This is a genomic window from Bowmanella dokdonensis, assembly GCF_017254865.1.
Classification (GTDB): domain Bacteria; phylum Pseudomonadota; class Gammaproteobacteria; order Enterobacterales; family Alteromonadaceae; genus Bowmanella; species Bowmanella dokdonensis.
Map to the genome: position 1 here is coordinate 93,979 of NZ_JAFKCV010000006.1, position 19,363 is coordinate 113,341.

Genomic DNA, 19,363 nt, shown 5'->3' on the forward strand with positions numbered 1-19,363 from the left:
GCCCTCCCCTGACTATGGTCAATAGTTCCCTTGGCAACTAATGCAGGAGTGACGCACCATGCTGGTATTTGGCAACCAACCTGAGACCCTGCCGGTCAGCGTCCAACAGGACGCCACCACCGGCCTGCCGCTGCTAAGCGAGCGGGATTCCATCATGCAGGTGATTCTCGCCTACCTGGCCCTGCCGTACTCGGTCGTCGCTTATGGCTGTGGTAAAAAGACCAGTCTGATTATCGACCAGCTCATTGGCATGGGTATTCCACCCTATGCCATCTCCCGGGGGCTGGTGCTGGAATACGATATGTCGCCAAACGCCCTGGAACAACAGGATTACCGGCAGCGGCCGCACTCGCTGGTGGTGAAAAATCCGCTCCATCAGTTGGGCCAGACCCGCGACCCGGTGCTGCGGGACATGCTCAGGCAAAATTGCCGGGATGCGGAAGTACTTGAGGACAACAGCGTCAAGTTGGGCCGCTTTATTCTGCGCACCGAAGCCGAGGTTCAGCTCGGTATCACCCGCTCCCATGTGTTTGCCCGTCTGACGTTCTGGGATGAACAACAAGCCCGCGTTGTCGAGCAGGTCATAGATCCCGGCCTGAATGCCAGCGAAGGCTTTGCGGTGGAAAAGATTCGCGACTATCTGCATGCCCCCCAGGGACTGATTTTTGAGGCCCCGCTACTGGCCAACTTTCATCTGGATGCCCGTTACCTGACCGGGACCCAGCAACAGGCGGTTGAATCTCTTCTTGGCGACCAGCCACTGGCGGACCTCAGCCTGGAGCAACACGCCAGGCTGGTGCAGGGACTGACCGGGGCCGAGCCAGGATCCCTTGGCGATCCGCTGACCTGGACCTATGCCAATAACCTGCCGGCCAAAGAGGAATATAGCCAGGCCGACAAGGATCACTTTCAGCAGCAGAAATATTACACCGGTCGCGGCGACGGGCTGTTTAGCGCCCGCCGGCAACTGTGTAACGCCAGGGAGCAGCGCAGCGGCGACGCACCAATCATCCTGGCACAACTGCGTGATATTATCGAAAACTCGGATGCCAGGCGCATTGCCAAGAAAGACGCCCGCTGGTCCCTCCGGCAACTGGTCCCCCTGGCCGACGCCGCCACAGTCTTTGTTTACTACCATTCGCTGAAGAAGATGGCCGGTTGCCTCAGGCAAAAGGGTAACCTGCTGGACTTTCTGCATGACCCGCAAAGCCTGCAGGACATGCGGGGGATTGGGGCCCGGTTGCGTCGTCGCATTGACTGGCTGGGCAGGGTGTCCCGTGAGGAAGACGGCCGCATCGATGCCCGCGCCCTGACTCCCGGCTTTACCCGCGCCACCATTGAAACCATCCGCCAGATTAATGTGGCGGGGCTGGAGGCTTTTATCGACAAGGTAGGGAATGTGCACGGGCTGCTGCTGAGTGAGTCACAGCGCAAGGCCCTCAGCCGGGGGGAAGTGAGACTGGCGGATCTGACCGCCAATGGCATCTGTCACGGCTCGCATATCGATACGGTCAATGATGCCGGCAAGTTTGACGGTCGTCTGGGCGTGTTGTCTGGCCTGGAGACCCTGCACGTGCTTGAAGATCTCAGGCGCTACTTTGACTTACCCTGGGAAGCCGACGGCGGTGTCTGTGCTTATATGTCCGCCTTTATCGGTGAGGAGATGACCTTCACCGGCGAAGGGGTCTCCATGCCCGGCAGCGCCGCCGTGGCAGGGCGGGGTGATCCACAGGCCATCCACAGAATGCGCAATCAGGAAGGACAGCGCTGGGGCGAGTGTCTGCAGCGCATGCTGCAAAGCCTCAAAGCCGCGCAATCGGCGGGTGATATCCGCTTGTTCAACCGACTCGACAAGGCCGAAGACGATGGGTTGGTCCAGGCCTGTTCCGACCCTCAGGATTTCTACAGCCGCCACAGCTACGAGCGGCACATAGAGCAGGGGCCCCTGCTGGACAGAGCCAATGTACCCATTGTGCAGGTGGGCACCATCATGGGTATCTACCAGGAGGACTTCAGTTTTGAAGGGGACCTGGCCGAAGCCGCTGCACTGGAGCTGAACCGGCAACTGCGTCGCCTCACCCGCCAGGATCAGTTCAATGATGTCAGGATCACCGTCGGTATCCTGCAGGGTGAAGGTGAACCCAACAGCCTGGAAAATGTTTATCCGGCACTGCGCTGGACACTCAATGGTGAGATGAATCACGCCGGAGCCACCCCCACACCGGACCGCCGGGATCCAGGGGTAGCCGCGGCGCGCCTGGTGAGAGAGTTTCTCGACTGGTTCGATAAAGTCATCCGGCCCGGCGAGCGCTTCAGTGGGGTCAAGCCGGTGGTGGGCAATATCCGTCTCACCCCTGGGTGTAATCGCAACGTCATTCCGGGGTCCGCCAGTGTCACTACGGCCCTGACCTGTGAAAATCAGGCTGTACGGGGACTCATAGATGAACTGACCCGCGAGGATCTGGCGCAAACCCTGGAGGGCTATGTTATTGGCTCGCTGGCCAGGCAGGTGGTCGGCGGAGGTGAAGGCATACGCCTTTGCCGGGTAGACCCTGTCAGCTACGTGAGCACGTACAGACGGGCAATAATGAGTATTGATCTGCGCTCTGACGAACAAGAGATTACCGACCGGTTCAGGACAGAAATTGACAGGATCCTCAAAGGAATCAGTGAGCGCTACGGGGTAAGCGTGCGCGGTGAGCTGCAACAGAAGCTGCCCCCTTCGTTGCTGAGAGAGTCGGGCCAGGCGCTGTTGATGGAGCGCAGCTATGGGGGCAGCCATAACCCCAGGGAAACCGAGCTGCTCAGCGACATCGTGCGCGGCAGCCTGCTGCAGGTGCATGTGACCCGCCAGGTATTGAACCGCCCGGATCTGCATGGCTTCAACCTGTTTGAACAGCTCGAGCGGACCATGCCCGGTGTCTGGCGTGACAAGATGGACAAATTCACCAGTGGCGCCCTGCATGACACCTGCAATATTGCCGCCCGGGCCAGGGAAAGTTGACACATCTCCACCCGGTCGGCGGGGGCGGTTAATTTCCACTGCACAAAGGGTTCAGGCTGATGATATCCTGCCCTGTCATCGGGTTGAGAATCACATAAAAGGGAGTTGATAACATGAAAAAATATCTTTGCCTCTTGCTGCTGGGACTGAATCTACAGGTTCTGGCCGCTGGTGAGCCAGAATCCCATGACGGCGCTCGTGGGTGGCTGAAACTGGTCGACAGCGGGGACTATGCCCAAAGCTGGCAGCAGTCGGCCGATTATTTCCAGAAACAAATCTCAGCAGACAAATGGCAGGCTGTGGTGTCTGATGTGCGGGATCCCCTCGGTCCCCTGGTGTCCAGAAACCTGATCAGCGAATCCTACCGTGATCAGATGCCCGGCGCCCCGGACGGACAATACAAGATCCTGGAGTTTGAATCCTCTTTCCTCAAGAAGGCCCGCGCCCAGGAAACTCTGGTGATGATCAAGAAAGATAAAGACTGGCGTGTGGTGGGTTACTTTATCAAGTAGCTCCCTTGGTTTTCGTCCACAACCATCGTCAGGAGGGAAGCATCATGATCACCAACATACTGCTGGGCAGCAATGACCTGAAGAAGGCTGAGCGTTTCTATGATGCGTTGCTGACCGAGTTTGGCGCCAGGCAGGTGATGAAAAACGACCGTTCGATTCTGTGGAAAACGCCGGATAGTCCGGTTGGCATCGCCCTGTGTGTCCCCTTCGATGGTCAGCCCGCTTCCAGCGGTAATGGGACCATGATTGGACTGAAGGGCAAATCCCCACGAAATGTCACGGATATTTACAATAAGGCCCTGGCCATGGGCGCGAGCTGCGAGGGCCCGCCCGGGGAGCGGCGGCCGGGGGTGTATGCCGCCTATTTTCGTGACCCCGACGGCAACAAGTTCGGCATTTTTCATACTGCTACCTGACCTCCTGCCAGCAGTTTTGCTATTTTAAGAATGTCTGAGAGCAGCAAGGAGAGAAAATCATGAATGAAGCCACCATGGCCGCATTGGTTCTGTTTCTTGGCGGGGCACTGCCGGCCTATCTGTTTGCTTATGCCATAGGGGTCAGGCAAGCAGTGCATCTGATCGCCGGCTGGCACGAAAACAAGGTCACGAATGCCAAAGCCTATGCCCAGGTGATAGGGGCCAGTCTGTTTGTGATGGCAATCGGCATGACCCTGGCAGCATTGCTGCTGTGGGCACAGATGATTTCCGGCAACGAACTGCTGGTGTTGCTGTTAAGTGCCTCTACCCTGCCGGTTATCGGTGCGGTATACGGTTGGCTGAAGTACCGTCCGCGCAATTAGCTCCAAGTTAGGGGCCCGGACGCGGGCTTTTCCGGCCTGACAGCTATGGCCCCATGGACGGGCTTGGCTTGAAACTGATATAAGTTTGACTCCGCCACCCTGAGAGAGCCCCTATGCAACTCGAGTCCCCCTTGGTCAGCACCGATTGGCTGGCCGCACATTTACGTGAACCGGATTTGATCATTCTGGATGCCAGTATGGCGCCACCCGGGGAACAGCTGAGCCCGGACCTGGCCTGTATTCCCGGTGCCCGGCGTTTCGATATGGATCGGCAGGTTTGCGCCCCTCACAGCCCCTTGCCCCATACCCTGCCCTCACCTGAGCACTTCGCAGCACTGGTGGAAGATATGGGGATAAGCAACCACAGCCAGATAGTGGTCTATGACCAAGCAGGTCTCTACTCCGCACCACGCGCCTGGTGGATGTTCAAAATCATGGGTCATGACCGCATCCATATCTTGGACGGCGGGCTACCCCTCTGGCAGGAACAGGGCCACTACACAGCCCCCACCCATGGCCTGAGTAAGGAAAAGGGCCATTTCCGGCCAAACTTCAGGGGCCATTTAGTGGTGTGTGCCGAAGACCTGCTGGCAGCCGCTCAAACGGGTTCGCCAAAGATCGTTGATGCCCGTTCCCGGCCGCGATTCTGCGGGACACAGGCAGAGCCGAGACCAGGTCTGCGCGGCGGCCATATTCCCGGCTCATTGAACCTGCCCTTCAGTGAGCTGATTCAGGCAGGGCGGCTGTTGGATCAACCCGGTTTGCAACAGGTATTCACCGCGTTGAATCTGCATAAAGATCAAGCCCTGGCCTTCAGTTGCGGGTCAGGGGTCACAGCCTGTATTCCCCTGTTGGCGGCCTATATCTGCGGCTTTCACAGACTGGCTTTGTATGACGGTTCCTGGGCCGAGTGGGGGGCCAGAAGCGAATTGCCCGTCCAGACAGATTGAGCAAGAATTATCAAGTCAGCCCCACAGGTTAGGTGCTAGTCTGCTCCCCTGACTCATCACTGGCTCCTGCCATGCAGTTACAACGCGTGCTTGAATACATTGCCGGCCACCTGGACGACGACCTCTCCCTGCAGGTGCTCAGTCGGGTTGCCTGTGCTTCCCCCTATCATTTTCACCGTCAGTTTTCCGCCCATACAGGTGTGGGTACAGGGGCCTACATCCGGGCTTTGCGGCTTAAACGGGCGGCCCAGAAACTGGCTTTTCGACCGCAACAGTCCGTCACTGACCTGGCCCTGGAAGCCGGCTACAGCAGTGTCGAAGCGTTCAGCCGGGCCTTTAGGCAATTATTTGGCGAATCACCCAGTGCCTTTAGGAACGAGCCTGATTGGCAGGCATGGTATGGACAGCTTTTACAACACAACTCAGGGAGCATTAACATGGCTTTACAAACCGTCAGCGTAGTGAACTTTCCAGCCACTTCCATTGCCCTGCTGGTCCATACCGGGCCGATGCAACAGTTGGGGATGTCCCTGCAGCGCTTTATTGCCTGGCGCAAGGCCTTCGGCAGCCCACCTGACCGCAGCGCCACCTTCAACCTGTTATACGACGATCCCCACCAGGTGGAGCCGGGGGCATTCCGTTTTGGTATCGCCTCAGCCCATCAGGAGGTGGCGCCAAATGAGCAGGGCGTGGTGCCGTCGACTCTGCCGTCCGGGCCGTGCGCCAGGCTCGAGCATCAGGGCACGGATACAGAACTGTTTGCAAAGGTTGAATGGCTGTACGCAAAGTGGTTGCCGCAAAGCGGTCATTCCCTGCGTGATTTTCCCGCTTTTTTGCACCGCCGTACTTTTTTTCCTGACGTGCCGGAAAACCAGGCCAGGACAGATATTTACCTGCCACTCAATTCCATCACCCAACCTCAGGGTGAAGGCCTATAGCCGAGAGGCGCCGGTAGACAGGGCAAAAATGCCCGGGATTATTTACGAGTTGAAATATTCCTGGGTACCATGGGCTTCCAGTGCCTGACCGATGCGCTGAAGAGCCAGCACATAGGCGGCATTGCGCAGGCTGCAATCCAGTTCTGCTGCCTTGTCCCAGACCTGCTCAAAAGCGTTTTGCATTCTGTCGTTCAGCCGATCCCGCACGGTGGTTTCCTGCCAGCGGTAGCCCTGGCGGTTCTGTGCCCATTCAAAATAGCTGACTGTCACGCCGCCCGCATTGGCCAGGACATCCGGGACTATGATGCAGTCCCGCTCCCGCAGGATCCCATCGGCTTTGGACGTGATGGGACCATTGGCCACCTCCACGATGTGGCCGGCCCGGACGCGCCCGGCATTTTCCTCTGTTATTACGCCTTCCAGGGCAGCGGGAATCAAGATATCCACCTCCAGCTCCAGCAGCTCTTCATTAGTGATCTTGTCATGCTCTACCTGCTCGCAGACTGACTGATCACAATAGACCGCTTGCAGCTTTCTGGAACGCTGTTTTTCCTGGTAGATGCTTTCCACATCGAAACCGCCCTGGCAATAGATGCCGCCTTTGGAGTCGCTGATGGCCACCACCTTGAAGCCTGCCTGGAATAACAGTCTGGCCACCACAGCGCCGGCGCTGCCAAACCCCTGCACGGCCACTGTGGTCTTTTCCGGCTCAAGATCCTGCCTGTTCGCCAGGGCCCGGGTACAGAGATATGCCCCGCGTCCGGTGGCATCTTCCCGACCCAGGCTTCCCCCCAGGCTGACCGGCTTGCCGGTAATGACCCCGGGCGCCTTGAGGCGATGAATCGCTTCGTACTCATCGGCCATCCAGCCCATGATCCTTGCGTTGGTGTACACGTCCGGGGCGGGAATGTCTGTCTTGGGCCCGATAAAGTCAGCCATGCTGCGGATATAGGTACGGGCCAGGCGCTCCAGCTCCATGGGGGACAGCTTCTTGGGATCGACGCGCACTCCCCCCTTGGCCCCGCCAAACGGAATATCCAGCACGGCGCACTTGATGGTCATCCACAGGGCCAATGCCTGAATTTCATCGCGGCTCACATCCGGATGAAAGCGAATCCCGCCTTTAGTGGGTCCCAGCTTGTTGTTGTAATGACATCGATAGCCGGTAAAGTAACGTGTCGAGCCATCACCCATACGCACCTGCAATGAGGTAGTCAGGGTCGATTCCGGCTGCATCAGATTGTCGATGACCTCTTTGGACACGCCGGATTGCTCCGCACAGCAGCGGATCTGCTCCAGGGCGTCTTCAAGAATGCTTCCTGACATATTGGCCTCCGTTATCGCTGTTGCTCTTACTATTTAGGGCGTGTTTATCTTTCATATTGGCCTCTGTTGAGAGCTAAAAACCACTCAATCAAGGCGCGAGTAACGCCGTTTAGCCATCTAAACAAGTTGGGAGCAACGCTGAGTGAGGGATTTTTAGCCTCAACCCTTCGGGCTGGGGCCATTTTTCCGTCCAGCAGCGTGATATGAAATTATATCCCTATATTTCACCGCTTCGCGGCCAGCTTCGCTGTTCCAATGGGTTCCATTCCCATTGGTCAGTCGATTATTTAGGCCCACTAAACCGCACTCCTTCTTCCTTGCTGGGCAAAAAAATGGCCTCCAGCAGAGTGTCAATATGAAAGATAAACACACCCTAGTCCCGCCAGTCTATAAGGATCATTTTCATCACGCTTCCAACTGCATCAGGTGGACGCTGAACAATCCCTCGTCGTCCTGCCAGCAGTGCAGGGCCTTCCACCCCGCCTGGCCCGCCAGTTGCTGAAAATCTGCCACCCGGTATTTATGCGAGTCCTCCGTATGGATGGCCTCGTCGGCTTCGAAGTGAAATCTGTTGCCATTGATACGAACCGTCTGCGGCTTGGTACTGATCAGATGCATTTGCACACACTGGTTCTGATCATTCCAGGTGGCGCGATGCTCGAAGGCATTGAGATCGAAATTGCCTCCCAGCTCGTTATTGATGCGTCTGAGCAGATTCTTGTTAAAGGCGGCGGTAATCCCCTGGCCGTCGTCATAGGCATTTTCAAGCAGTTGGCTGTCCTTGACCAGGTCCACTCCGATCAGCAGATAATCTTTGGCGTGCAGGCTTTCGGCAAAAGATGACAGCAGGTTGCAAGCCTCATCGGGACAGAAGTTACCTATGGTGGAACCCGGGAAGTACATCAGATTAGCGCCACTGGGCGGCAGCTTCAGGTCCAGGCCATCCAGTTGAGTAAAGTCACCGACCCGGGTCTGCACACAGAGCCTTGGATACTCACTTTGCAAACGCCGGGCGGACTGCTTCAGGATCTCACCCGAGATATCCACCAGTGTCAGGCTGGCAGGCTGATTGAGATTGTCCAGCAGGATGCGTATTTTCTCTCCGGCGCCGGACCCGGGTTCGACCAGATTGGCCTGCTCACCCACCTCTTCAGCCACTTGTGGCGCCAGTTGCTGCAACATGTGGGTTTCGGTTCGGGTGATGTAGTACTCCTCCAGTTCACAAATCCGGGTAAACAGGATCGAGCCTTGTTCGTCATAGAAATACTTGCAGGGAATCGCCTTGTCTTCCCGGGACAATCCTTTGATGACATCGTCGAAAAAGACGTTGTTTTTCATTGCCAATGCTCCTTATGCTGATTTGGCCAGTCTGATACCACAGAACTGCCAGGCCTGATGGGGATAGAAAAAGTTCCGGTAGCTGATTCTGAAGTGGCTGGCGGGCGTCACACAGGCACCGCCCCTCAGCACCAGTTGATTGCACATGAACTTGCCGTTGTACTCGGCCGCCTCACCCTCAAAAGGCTTAAAGCCGGGATAGGGCCCGTAGGCGCTTTGGGTCCACTGCCAGACGGAGCCAGACAATGGGCTATCCCGTCCAACTCTGGTGATGGGGTGAAGATGATTAAGATCGAGAAACTGTCCGCCGGCTGCAGTGTCAGTGGCGGCGGCTTCCCATTCGGCTTCGAAGGGCAACCGGCAGCCCGCCCACTGGGCGAAGGCCTGGGCCTCATAATAGGTCAGATGCACCAGTGGCCTGTTGTCCTCCAGGGGCTGGCACCCATGCAGGGTAAATTCCTGCCAGCCCTGCTCCGTCTGCAACCAATACAGGGGGGTGGTACGCCCGCTCCGCTGGCGCCAGGCCCAGCCATCCGACAACCACAGCAGGGGATTGTCGTAGCCGCCGTCCCGGATAAACTGGCGGTACTCGCCGTTGGTCACCAGTCGGGAAGCCAGCTTGAATGTTTGCAGGTACTGCTGGTGTCGCGGCTGTTCATTGTCAAAAGCAAAGCCATTGCCGTCATGGCCGATGGAATACAGGCCTTCGTCAACGTCCAGCCAGCGCAGCTCTGACTGGGGTGCGGGTTCGGGCAGCGCCCTAATACTGTATGCGGGATACAGGGGGTTGTGGAAAAAAGCGTGCTTGATATCCATCAGCAACAGCTCCTGGTGTTGCTGTTCATGATGGATGCCCAGCTCGATAATCGGTGCCAGTTGGACGCCCTGATCGCCACTGAGGACCCCGGCCATGTGACAATCCACATGCCGGCGATACTGCAGAATCTCCTCCAGCGAAGGACGGGACAGCAGGCCCCGTTGCGGCCTGGCGTACTGGGCGCCGATCCCCTGGTAATAGGAATTAAACAAGTAATTAAACTGAGGATGGAAGGGACGGTAGCCTGGCTGTCTGGCCAGCACCAGGGTCTCGAAGAACCAACTGGTATGGGCCAGATGCCACTTGGCGGGGCTGGCATCCTCCATGGACTGGATCTGGGCATCGGCTTCGGACAGCCCGCTGACCAGTTCTTCGCTCAGCGCTCTGGTATGCTGATACGCCTTCTGCAATGGGGTTTCAGACATGGCCTCTCCCTTTATCGGTCATTTTCTTCTCCCTGATCCCGGGAACAGATAAACACCAAGTATAATACAAGGGAAAAAATGTCATCCCGGTGACAAGGCGAACAAGAAGGAAAGGACCCATGCTAAAAACAACCCTGGGACAGTGGCGGATGTTCCGCGCCGTAGTGGAGCATGGCGGCTTCAGTCAGGCGGGGGACGCCATCCATAAAAGCCAGTCCACCATTCACCATGCGGTGCAGAAACTGGAAGATGCCCTGGGTATCAAGCTGCTCAGGGTCCAGGGGCGGCGGGTCAGGCTGACTGAAGCGGGGGAGTTGATGTTACGGCGAGCCAACTACCTGCTGGACGAGGCGGCCAAACTGGAAGCGGTGGCGACCGGTTTGGGTGCCGGAACGGAGACCCAGTTGAAGATAGCCGTAGACGAAGTCTTCCCCCAGGAACTGCTCTACAAAGTACTGGATACCGTCTCTTCCCAGTTTCCCTTACTGCGTATCGAGCTGATGGAAACGGTGCTCAGTGGCGCCAGGGAACTGCTGGAAAGCGCCCGGGTGGATATAGCCATTTCCCCCCTGGAGCTCAGCAACGGCTTTAATGAGGAACTCTGCAATATTGAGTTCCTGGCGGTTGCGCACCCTTCCCATGCACTGCACCAACAGGAGCATGCGCTGACCTTTGAGGATCTTAAATCACACCGCCAAATTGTCGTGCGGGATTCAGCCAATGACCATCGTAAGGATGAAGGCTGGTTGGGCGCCAACCAACGCTGGACGGTCAGCCATATGCGCACCTCCATCGATATGATCAGCAAAGGCTTCGGCTACGCCTGGCTGCCTACCCCCGGCATTGCCGGACAGCTCCGGCAGGAGACGCTCAGGGCCCTTCCACTGGAACAAGGCGGTAAGCGCACGGCCAGGTTGTTCCTGTCTTTTGCCGATGGCGACAGACTGGGCCCGGCGGCCAGAACCTTTATTGGTGAGCTTCGTTATCGATCCCAGCACTTGCCTACTGCAGAGGATTTAATTCGATAAAAAAGAACATGAAGCGGGAATATATCTAATTTTAATTCGAATATGTCTTTTCTATAGTTGCCCTGTTCAGTATCAGACTTAATCAGGAGCACATCATGGACTATATCCGACATGCACAATCCCGTGGCCGGGCCAACTTTGGCTGGCTGGACAGTCGTCACAGCTTTTCGTTCGGCCAGTACTACGATCCCGCCCATATGGGTCTGTCCGCCCTGCGGGTGATCAACGACGACCGGGTGCGGGGCGGCGCCGGCTTTGACACTCATGGCCACCGGGATATGGAAATCATTTCCTATGTACTGGAAGGAGCCCTTGAGCATAAAGACAGCACAGGCAATGAGTTCATCATTCCGGCCGGCGATGTGCAGTTGATGAGCGCCGGCAGCGGCATCATGCATTCGGAGTACAATGCGTCCAGAACGGACCCGGTGCATTTCCTGCAGATCTGGATCCAGCCCAATGTCCGGGGCGTCAAACCCGGCTACCAGCAGGCCACCATCGAACAGACAGGCAGCCTCACCGAGCTGGTCACACCGGACGGCCGCAATGGGACGCTGTCAATTCGCCAGGATGCGGTCTTGTCCAGGCTGGCCCTTGTGCCCGGCGAAGAAATCCGGTTGGAAGTAGGCAGTCGCAACGGATACCTGCACCTACTCAGCGGCAAGATCCAGGTGGCGGACCAGACCTTTGAGGGCGGCGATGGGATAGGCCTGACCCGGGCTGAGGGGCTGGAGCTGACAGCTATCGAGGCGGTGCAGGCTCTGTGGTTCGATCTGCCCGGACAGGGCGCCTGAGCAGACTGTGTGGACCCCGGATCCGCTCAGCCTGGGCATCTGGCTGCGTAACCTTATCGAGCCGGGGCGCTTTCTGACCGCGCTGCATGGGCTGTTGTTCATCATGGGAGTCAAATTGCTAATGGGCTAGCCATGCTTGACTATGGCTAGCCTTTGCGCCGAATTGATATAAGATTCAGTCAGTAACCCGGAGCTAACATGACAGAACAACAACCGCAGACAGACAGTTCCCCCTTGTCGGCCTATGACGAGGCGGCCAAGACCAATGCCCTGATCGCTTATTGTTTAATGGCTGCCGGGCTGTTTACCGGTATTTTCTGGTTTATCGGCGTCTTCTGGGCCATGGTCAAGCGCGCGGAGGCCAGACAAAGCCGGTTTGCCGATCACTACGAGAATATCACCACCACCTTCTGGTGGGCGCTTGGCCTTGGCATTGTGGGCTTAGTGCTGGCCATAGTCCTGGTGGGCTATGCCGTTCTGTTTGCCGTCTGGCTGTGGGTTATCTACCGGATCGTCAAGGGCCTGGCCAGGCTGACGTCGAACAAGCCCTACAACGACGCAGAGGTGTTGTGAGCAGTCTTTGGCTATGGATGCTGGGCGGCCTGGGCCTGATCGGCCTGCTGTACTGGCTGGGCCCGGTGAACCGGATAGGTCCGCATCCCTACTATGCCGGACAGGGCTTTGAGGTCATTGCCCACGGGGCGGGTCAGGGCCTGCGGCCCAAAAATACCCTTGAGGCCGCCCAGTTTTCCGCCACGCTCGGCGCCGACGCCATTGAGCTGGATATCCATGCCACCAGTGAAGGCATTCTGGTGGTCCGCCACGATGACACGGTAGATGCCACCACCAACGGCTCCGGCCAGATCCGCCTGCTGACCCTGGAAGAACTCAAGCGTCTGGATGCCGGGTACTGGCACAGTCAGGGTGAGGCCTATCCATTCCGGGAACAGGGCATCCGCATTCCAGCCCTGGAGGAACTCTTTACCGCACTGCCAGATGCCCGGTTCCTGATCGAGATTAAACCGGATTCGGAACGGATCGCCGGCGACCTCTGTGCGTTGATCAATCAGTTCGGGCTGCAAAGCCAGGTGATGGTGGCCTCTTTTCATGACAAGGCGCTCAAGGCCTTCCGCCAGACCTGTCCGCAGGTGGCCAGCGCCATGACCAAAAGTGAAATTACCTGGTTTGTGTTACTGGATAAAATAGGCCTGTCACACCTGCTGCCGGTCCACGGCCTGGCGATGCAGGTGCCGGTGCACTCAGGGGCAATTGACGTGGTCACGCCCTCGCTGGTCAAGGCGGCCCACCGGCGTGGCATCCGGGTCCAGGTCTGGACCATCAATGAAACGGATGAGATGGCAGAGCTGATAGAGATAGGCGTGGACGGCATCGTCACCGACTTTCCTGATCGCCTTATCCGCCTCAAAGGCCGGGTGTCAGGGTAGCAGGATGGCCGAACCGGTGAGTTCCCTGCCTTCCAGATCCCGGTGCGCCTGCTGGATATCAGACAGGGCATAACGCCGGCCTACCTGCGCCTCGAGGCCGCCGCTGAGTAATTGCTCAAACAGCAGGCCGCTGAGGGCATTCAAGGCCTCCCGGCTGGCCACATAATCGAACAGCCGGGGGCGGGTGACAAACAAAGAGCCCCTTTTACTCAGATCGAGCAGGGAAAAATCCTCCACTGCCCCGGAGGCGTTACCGAAGGAAACCATCAGCCCCAACGGCGCCAGACAGTCCAGTGATCCGGTGAAGGTGGCCTTGCCGACACTGTCATATACCACGGGTACGCCCTGTCCGTCAGTCAGTTCACGCACACGGCTGACAAAATTCTGGGCATTGTAATTGATCACTTCCCAGCAGCCATGCTCCCGGGCCATGGCCACCTTCTTCTCCGAACCGGCGGTGCCGATCATCTTCACCCCCAGGGCCCTGGCCCACTGACAGGCAATCAGGCCAACCCCGCCGGCGGCGGCATGGAAAACCATGGTCTGGCCAGGTTTGAGCGCATAGGTGCGGTGAAACAGATAAGCCACCGTCAGTCCCTTTAGCATCACTGCAGCAGCGGTTTCAAAATCGATGGCATCCGGCAGCCTGACCAGCACAGAGGCGGGAATGAGGCGGTAGGTAGCGTAGGCACCGGTGGGGCCGCCGGCATAGGCCACTCTGTCCCCAGCCTGGAATTCGCGCACATTGTCCCCGACCGCCTCAACAATACCCGCTCCTTCCAGCCCCAGCCCGCCGGGCAGTGCCTGGGGATACAGTCCGGTGCGAAAATACACATCGATATAGTTAAGGCCAACGGCATACTGGCGCAGCAGCACCTGATCAGGCCCGGGCCGCTGCGGCTCATCCTGTATCAGTTGCATCACCTCTGGCCCGCCTGTGGTGTTTATCCGGACTCGCTGATTCATTTGTCGCTCCCTGATTGCTGACTAACAGACCTAGTCTAGTCGAGGTTCCAGTTCCAGATCTGGCAGGTGGTAATACCGGTATCGCGAATGGCATGGCGATCCTTCTCGGCCTCGCGCTTGCGCTCATAGGGACCGAGGATGACCCGGTACCAGCGGCCGTTGCTGCCGTCGCTGGGACGAACCTGGGATTCCAGGCCGACAAAAGCAATCCTGGCACGCATTTCCTCCGCCTGGCTGGGATTTCTGAACGAACCGCACTGCATCAGCCAGCGGATACCGTCATCCTGAGCGTCGGGCACGTCCACCTCCACAGTCTGATTGGGCAGTACTTCGATAAATTCCCACTTTTCTTCCGGCGGTTTGGGCAGCGGTTGAGGCTTGCCGGAGGGTTGTTGCTGGGCTGCCCCCTGGGGATCGGCCGACTCCGCACTGTCCTTAATGGTCCAGAGGAAGAAGGCAAACCCACCCAGCAATGCCAGGGTGATAATAATTCGAAGCCAGGGTAAGGGAGGCTTGGGTGGCGGAGCCTTGGGGGCCCGGCCGCGGGAAACATAGTCTTTCTGTGCCATAAGTCAGCGCTCTGATTAGATGAATGCACGATGCTCTTAGCGTATTGCCCTTCAGCGGGCTGTTGTTGTCGGCATCGGAACGACAGATTCTACCTATTGTGCTGGTAAGGACAATGGATTCAGGTGAAATCCTGCGGATCCAGGTCCAACGACCAGCGCACCTTGCCTGCCAGGGGCAGTTTCTCGATCTGACTCATCAGGCCATGCAGATGCTGCTGGATGCCGGTGCGATGTTCCGACTGCAGCAGCAACTGCATCCGGTAGCGCCCCTGGCGTTTTTCCATCAGGGCCGGCAGCGGGCCTATGCTGGTCAGGCCCTGCCTGCCGGCAAGGAGGCCTTTGACTTGCATCAGGAATTCATGGGCCTGTCTGGCCTCGTTGGCCTCGCTGCGAAACAGTGCCTGGTAGCTGAACGGAGGCAGGGCGGCGAAGCGGCGTTCCTGCAGGGCAAGCCGTGCAAAATGCTGATAGCCGTTATGCAGCAGATCCTGCAACAGGGGATGCTGGGGATGATGAGTCTGCAACCAGAGTTCTCCCTGGATATGGGCCCGGCCTGCCCGGCCGGCCACCTGAGTGATCAACTGGGCCAGTTTCTCCGCCGCTCTGTAATCAGCGCTGTACAGGGCGCCATCCACATCCAGTATCACCACCAGCGATACATTGGGAAAATGATGGCCCTTGGCCAGGATCTGGGTGCCAATCAGCAACTGATGGGCGCCCTGGTTAATCTCATCCAGCAGGCTGTGCAGTTTGTCCTTACCTCTGGCCGAGTCGCTGTCGATGCGCACTGTGCTGATACCGGGAAACAGGCTGCTCAATCCCTGTTCCAGTTGCTCGGTGCCCAGGCCCACGGGTTGCAGGCCCACATGACCGCATTGGGTACAGTGGGGCGGCACTGTTTTAGCGTCGCCACAGTGATGACACTGTAACTTGTTCAGGCTGCGGTGCAGGGTATAGCTTCGGTCACAGCGACGACATTCCTCCACATGGCCGCACTGATGACAAATCAGGGCAGGCGCATAGCCGCGCCGGTTGATAAACAGCATGACCTGGTGTCCGGCCTGAAGGTGCTGGCGGATCCGTTGCTGCATGGCCGTCGCCAGACCAAATTCCAGCTTCTGACCCTTTAGATCCAATAGCTGATGACGCACGGCCTGGGCCCCCCCGGCGCGGCTTTTCAGGCTCAGATGCTGGTATTTTCCACTCAGGGCATTGTTCAGGCTTTCCAGTGAGGGGGTGGCACTGCCCAGCAGCAGGGGAATGCCTTCAAGCCTGGCGCGCACCACGGCCATGTCCCGGGCGTGGTAGCGCCAGCCGTCCTGCTGCTTGTAGGAACTGTCGTGTTCTTCATCCACTATGATCATGCCGGGGGATTGCAGCGGCGTAAAAATTGCCGAGCGGGTACCGATGATGATGCCCAGTTCCCCCTCCCTGGCCTGCTGCCAGACCAGCATGCGCTCATTGTCGGTCAGGCCCGAGTGCAGCACCCCCACGGGCAGGCCAAATCTGAGTTCGAAACGCTGCACCGTCTGCGGGGTCAGGCCGATCTCCGGCACCAGGATCAGTACCTGTTTGCCTTCGGCCAGCAGCGGCTCAATGGCCTGCAGATAGACTTCCGTCTTACCGGATCCCGTTACCCCTTCAAGCAGAAAACAACTGTACCTGTCACTGCCATGGGCAATGGCCGTCACCGCCAGGGACTGCTCCAGATTAGACTTAGGTTTGTCCGCAAGCTCAATCCGGGCCGGCCAGTCCGGGTCCGGGAGGTGTTCGAGGTATGTCTCTTCCACCAGGCCTTTTTCGGTCAGTTTCTTTATCAGGGAGGAGGTAAAATCCTGTAACAACAGGGCATGTGGCTGGGGAGCGCTGGCCAGTCTTTCCAGCAGAGCTCTTTGCCGGGGGGATCGATTCAGGCTGGCAGGTTCGGTGTCGCGCCCAGCATCAGTCAGTTGCCAGGCCTTTTGCTGGCGTACCGCGGGTTGCCCCTTACGCAGGCTGACCGGCAATGCCGTATGGATGACCTCCCCAAGGGGATGTTGATAGTACTGACTGGCCCAGTTCAGCCATTCCAGGGTGAGATCGCTCAGCACACAAGCATCATCCAGCAGAGTTTCCAGCGTCTTGATCTTTTCTGCGGCCAGCTCAGTGTCAGGGCTCAACCCCAGCACCACCCCCACCAGCTTGCGCCGGCCGAAGGGCACCAACACCCGCATCCCCAGGGCAATACTGCACTGCAGGGAGGACGGCACCTGATAATCAAACAGGCTGCGCATGGGAACGGGCAGTGCAACTTGGGCAAACAACTGATTCATCTGACCTTTTCGGATTTATGCAGGGTGCGGATGTCGGGTTTCTGGTGAATAATTCGGCAAACACTGCTTGAATCGCCAGGGGGGATACATTAATATGCGCGCCTCCCGGCGGCAAGCCGCCATTATTAGTAATTCACGTATGGTGCCAGTCGAGGCCAGCAAGGCTTTGGATTGGAGAGCGATACGGCCTGTTGATGAGGTAACCCATGAAACAAGGTATCCACCCAGACTACCAGGAAGTGACAGCCACCTGCTCTTGCGGCAACAAAATTGCTGTTCGCTCCACCCTGAAAAAAGACATCTTCCTGGACGTATGTTCAGAGTGTCACCCTTTCTACACCGGTAAGCAGCGTAACGTTGACACCGGCGGCCGTGTTGATCGCTTCAACAAGCGTTTCGGCGTACTGGCCAAGAAATAAGCAGCAATGCTTGTTTGAGAAAAGGCGCTACGGCGCCTTTTTTGTGTCTGTTTTCTGCCGCTGCGACTCCAGGCCACTGAACAGTTTCTCAGGCTTAGGCGCAGAGAAAGATCTTTAGGTGAGACAATGCCTTCCGATCATTCCTCAACACGTTAAACCCTTCGGCTTTGCATTTAGACCACCTGGAAAGCGGTGGCTCATGAAAGTTCGCTCTTCACCTTATGACAGGTGAGAGACAGGAAATCGGCCGGGCGCCAGAAGCAGTTACTTTCCGCAGAGCCGCGATTGGCAATCCTTGCTTGTTTATACTTATGGCATTTAACGCCCGTCATACCGGCAACTTGTTGCGAGTCGAGCGCCAAAGGCGCAGTGCACTGGCATTTGTTAGCCGTCATTACGGCTGCTCCGCTATAACACCTTGTATCCATTTTTGATAATGACTTAACCGAACATTACAAGTGACTTGGCCGTATCGCCCTGGCGTTCTGTTGGTACTTTGCAGATCCGTCCAAGAAGTCAAACCAGCTAACAGCCATCCCGTTTTATCCTCAATCAAAACTGGTCCACCACTATCGCCATTTCCCGATCCTCCTTCAAGAGGTAAGGCATCCACCGAGTTGTCAAACAGATAGCAGAGCCATCGGCCATCCGCGCTCGTAACCTTATTGTAAGCACGACGAAGTTCTGTACGATGGGGATCGCTGAATCCATAACCACTCGCACCATTGCCTGTAGCGCCTTTTCCGATAACCTTAACGGTTTGTCCAAATTCGCGATTACCACTAAAAACAGACACAGGTGCGACATCGGGGATGGGCTTAGCTAATTTCACCAGAGCGATATCATCCGACGATGCGAGCAGAACCCTGAAAAGCGTCCAATCCCAGGTCGCCAGCGCTTGCTCGAGTAGCTGTTTCGGCGGCGCTTTATAACCGGGATGTATCTCAATACGCTCAACAGCTCTGGATGTACCGCCTACCATAATTTGTTTGATTTCATCTTGCCATGTGACCGCATGAGCAGCAGTAACAACCCATTGCGGCGCAATTAATACGCCATGCCCCTCACCAGGCATGTCAGCAAGTGCCGGAAACTCTGTAGTCTGAATTCGATACTTTGAATCGTTAACGTCATGTCGAATGACGATGGCGCTTACGCTGAAAGAGAGTACCAACAGGGTGCAAAGCAAAACTCGGGGCATTTATCTTTCCTTTGACCCTCTTCACAAGGGCCGGTTAATCTTCCTTGTTGGGCCGCCGCTAGCGGGCTATGGGGATCCGATTGCGTGGATTGGCAATACTATGCCCCGGTTGGCGGTAGGCTGCAATCTTCTGATAGCTTGTGGTGGTCGCCATCGGTTATTTCAGGTGGCAGAACAGGTGCAGAGACAAGTTTCAGCAGCCGTCTTCCCAAGCAGGCCATCTGCCTGCAAACCACTTACTTACAGGTAGAGAAAAGGATGTCGGAGTGAAGCCTCCATGGAAGGATGCATGACGTGTCTTCGAAGGCCGATCCGGCGCTGCCTTTTATCTTCTTTATTTGATTCCACATACCTCTGGGCGCTTTAATCAGAGATCCTGAAATACGGCCAGGATAAAAATCGCCATTCAAAGAAAATTCCTTCAACTGCATGATTACCCAGACGGTTTATCCCCAATTTGTCTGATTAATTCAGCCTTGGCCAGCTTGCCGCCGGATAGACTTTCGGCCATCTTGCATAA

The 19,363-nt window shown here is 57.2% G+C and carries 19 protein-coding genes; 12 read left to right on the plus strand and 7 right to left on the minus strand.

The features are described 5' to 3' along the window. The first annotated feature begins 58 nt into the window (after positions 1 to 58). The 6 genes from J0A66_RS12285 (at position 59) to J0A66_RS12310 (ending at position 6,203) form a co-directional block, all read left to right on the plus strand. Positions 59 to 3,004, plus strand: a complete 2,946-nt coding sequence (locus tag J0A66_RS12285; RefSeq protein ID WP_206574114.1) for a zinc-binding metallopeptidase family protein — start codon at positions 59 to 61, stop codon at positions 3,002 to 3,004. Between the two features lie 113 nt (positions 3,005 to 3,117). Further along, positions 3,118 to 3,516, plus strand: coding sequence for a DUF4019 domain-containing protein (locus J0A66_RS12290; protein WP_206574115.1), 399 nt, complete (start codon positions 3,118 to 3,120; stop codon positions 3,514 to 3,516). A gap of 44 nt (positions 3,517 to 3,560) precedes the next feature. Further along, positions 3,561 to 3,932: a VOC family protein gene (locus tag J0A66_RS12295; protein ID WP_206574116.1), complete on the plus strand. Its 372-nt coding sequence runs from the start codon at positions 3,561 to 3,563 to the stop codon at positions 3,930 to 3,932. 59 nt (positions 3,933 to 3,991) lie between these two features. Beyond that, a complete protein-coding gene (locus J0A66_RS12300) occupies positions 3,992 to 4,315 on the plus strand; it encodes a DUF3784 domain-containing protein (RefSeq protein WP_206574117.1) in 324 nt (107 codons plus the stop codon). Positions 4,316 to 4,428: 113 nt separating this feature from the next. Continuing rightward, positions 4,429 to 5,265 carry a 3-mercaptopyruvate sulfurtransferase gene (sseA, locus tag J0A66_RS12305; RefSeq protein ID WP_206574118.1) on the plus strand — a complete coding sequence of 279 codons (837 nt, stop codon included), beginning with the start codon at positions 4,429 to 4,431 and terminating at the stop codon, positions 5,263 to 5,265. Between the two features lie 71 nt (positions 5,266 to 5,336). Next, a complete protein-coding gene (locus J0A66_RS12310) occupies positions 5,337 to 6,203 on the plus strand; it encodes an AraC family transcriptional regulator (RefSeq protein ID WP_206574119.1) in 867 nt (288 codons plus the stop codon). Between the two features lie 42 nt (positions 6,204 to 6,245). Here J0A66_RS12310 and J0A66_RS12315 read toward each other — a convergent pair whose 3' ends face one another. From J0A66_RS12315 to egtB, 3 genes are all read right to left on the minus strand, one after another. Beyond that, positions 6,246 to 7,529: a Glu/Leu/Phe/Val family dehydrogenase gene (locus tag J0A66_RS12315; RefSeq protein WP_206574120.1), complete on the minus strand. Its 1,284-nt coding sequence runs from the start codon at positions 7,527 to 7,529 to the stop codon at positions 6,246 to 6,248. 405 nt (positions 7,530 to 7,934) lie between these two features. After that, complete coding sequence (gene egtD / locus J0A66_RS12320) at positions 7,935 to 8,867, minus strand: L-histidine N(alpha)-methyltransferase (protein ID WP_206574121.1); 933 nt, start codon at positions 8,865 to 8,867, stop codon at positions 7,935 to 7,937. 12 nt (positions 8,868 to 8,879) lie between these two features. After that, positions 8,880 to 10,109: an ergothioneine biosynthesis protein EgtB gene (gene egtB, locus J0A66_RS12325; protein ID WP_206574122.1), complete on the minus strand. Its 1,230-nt coding sequence runs from the start codon at positions 10,107 to 10,109 to the stop codon at positions 8,880 to 8,882. Positions 10,110 to 10,228: 119 nt separating this feature from the next. Here egtB and J0A66_RS12330 point away from each other — a divergent pair, with 119 nt between their 5' ends. From J0A66_RS12330 to J0A66_RS12345, 5 genes are all read left to right on the plus strand, one after another. Next, entirely contained in the window at positions 10,229 to 11,137 is a 909-nt protein-coding gene (locus J0A66_RS12330) for a LysR family transcriptional regulator (protein WP_206574123.1), read from the plus strand. 95 nt (positions 11,138 to 11,232) lie between these two features. Further along, entirely contained in the window at positions 11,233 to 11,931 is a 699-nt protein-coding gene (locus tag J0A66_RS12335) for a pirin family protein (RefSeq protein ID WP_206574124.1), read from the plus strand. A 7-nt stretch (positions 11,932 to 11,938) separates the two neighbouring features. Then, positions 11,939 to 12,061, plus strand: coding sequence for a hypothetical protein (locus J0A66_RS23590; protein WP_277603553.1), 123 nt, complete (start codon positions 11,939 to 11,941; stop codon positions 12,059 to 12,061). A gap of 68 nt (positions 12,062 to 12,129) precedes the next feature. Then, entirely contained in the window at positions 12,130 to 12,504 is a 375-nt protein-coding gene (locus tag J0A66_RS12340; protein WP_206574125.1) for a DUF4870 family protein, read from the plus strand. Next, positions 12,501 to 13,376, plus strand: a complete 876-nt coding sequence (locus tag J0A66_RS12345; RefSeq protein ID WP_206574126.1) for a glycerophosphodiester phosphodiesterase family protein — start codon at positions 12,501 to 12,503, stop codon at positions 13,374 to 13,376. Before J0A66_RS12340 ends, J0A66_RS12345 begins: the two co-directional genes overlap by 4 nt. Here J0A66_RS12345 and J0A66_RS12350 read toward each other — a convergent pair. From J0A66_RS12350 to priA, 3 genes are all read right to left on the minus strand, one after another. Beyond that, positions 13,368 to 14,342, minus strand: coding sequence for a quinone oxidoreductase family protein (locus J0A66_RS12350; RefSeq protein ID WP_206574127.1), 975 nt, complete (start codon positions 14,340 to 14,342; stop codon positions 13,368 to 13,370). The two genes, J0A66_RS12345 and J0A66_RS12350, sit on opposite strands and share 9 nt — an antisense overlap. 35 nt (positions 14,343 to 14,377) lie before the next feature. Then, positions 14,378 to 14,911, minus strand: coding sequence for an SPOR domain-containing protein (locus tag J0A66_RS12355; RefSeq protein WP_206574128.1), 534 nt, complete (start codon positions 14,909 to 14,911; stop codon positions 14,378 to 14,380). 119 nt (positions 14,912 to 15,030) lie between these two features. Next, entirely contained in the window at positions 15,031 to 17,223 is a 2,193-nt protein-coding gene (gene priA / locus J0A66_RS12360) for a primosomal protein N' (protein ID WP_206574129.1), read from the minus strand. A 206-nt stretch (positions 17,224 to 17,429) separates the two neighbouring features. Here priA and rpmE point away from each other — a divergent pair, with 206 nt between their 5' ends. After that, entirely contained in the window at positions 17,430 to 17,642 is a 213-nt protein-coding gene (gene rpmE / locus J0A66_RS12365; protein WP_206574130.1) for a 50S ribosomal protein L31, read from the plus strand. Between the two features lie 394 nt (positions 17,643 to 18,036). Here the strand turns inward: rpmE and J0A66_RS12370 are convergent, their stop codons facing one another. Beyond that, positions 18,037 to 18,843: a trypsin-like serine protease gene (locus tag J0A66_RS12370; protein ID WP_206574131.1), complete on the minus strand. Its 807-nt coding sequence runs from the start codon at positions 18,841 to 18,843 to the stop codon at positions 18,037 to 18,039. Positions 18,844 to 19,363 lie beyond the last annotated feature (520 nt).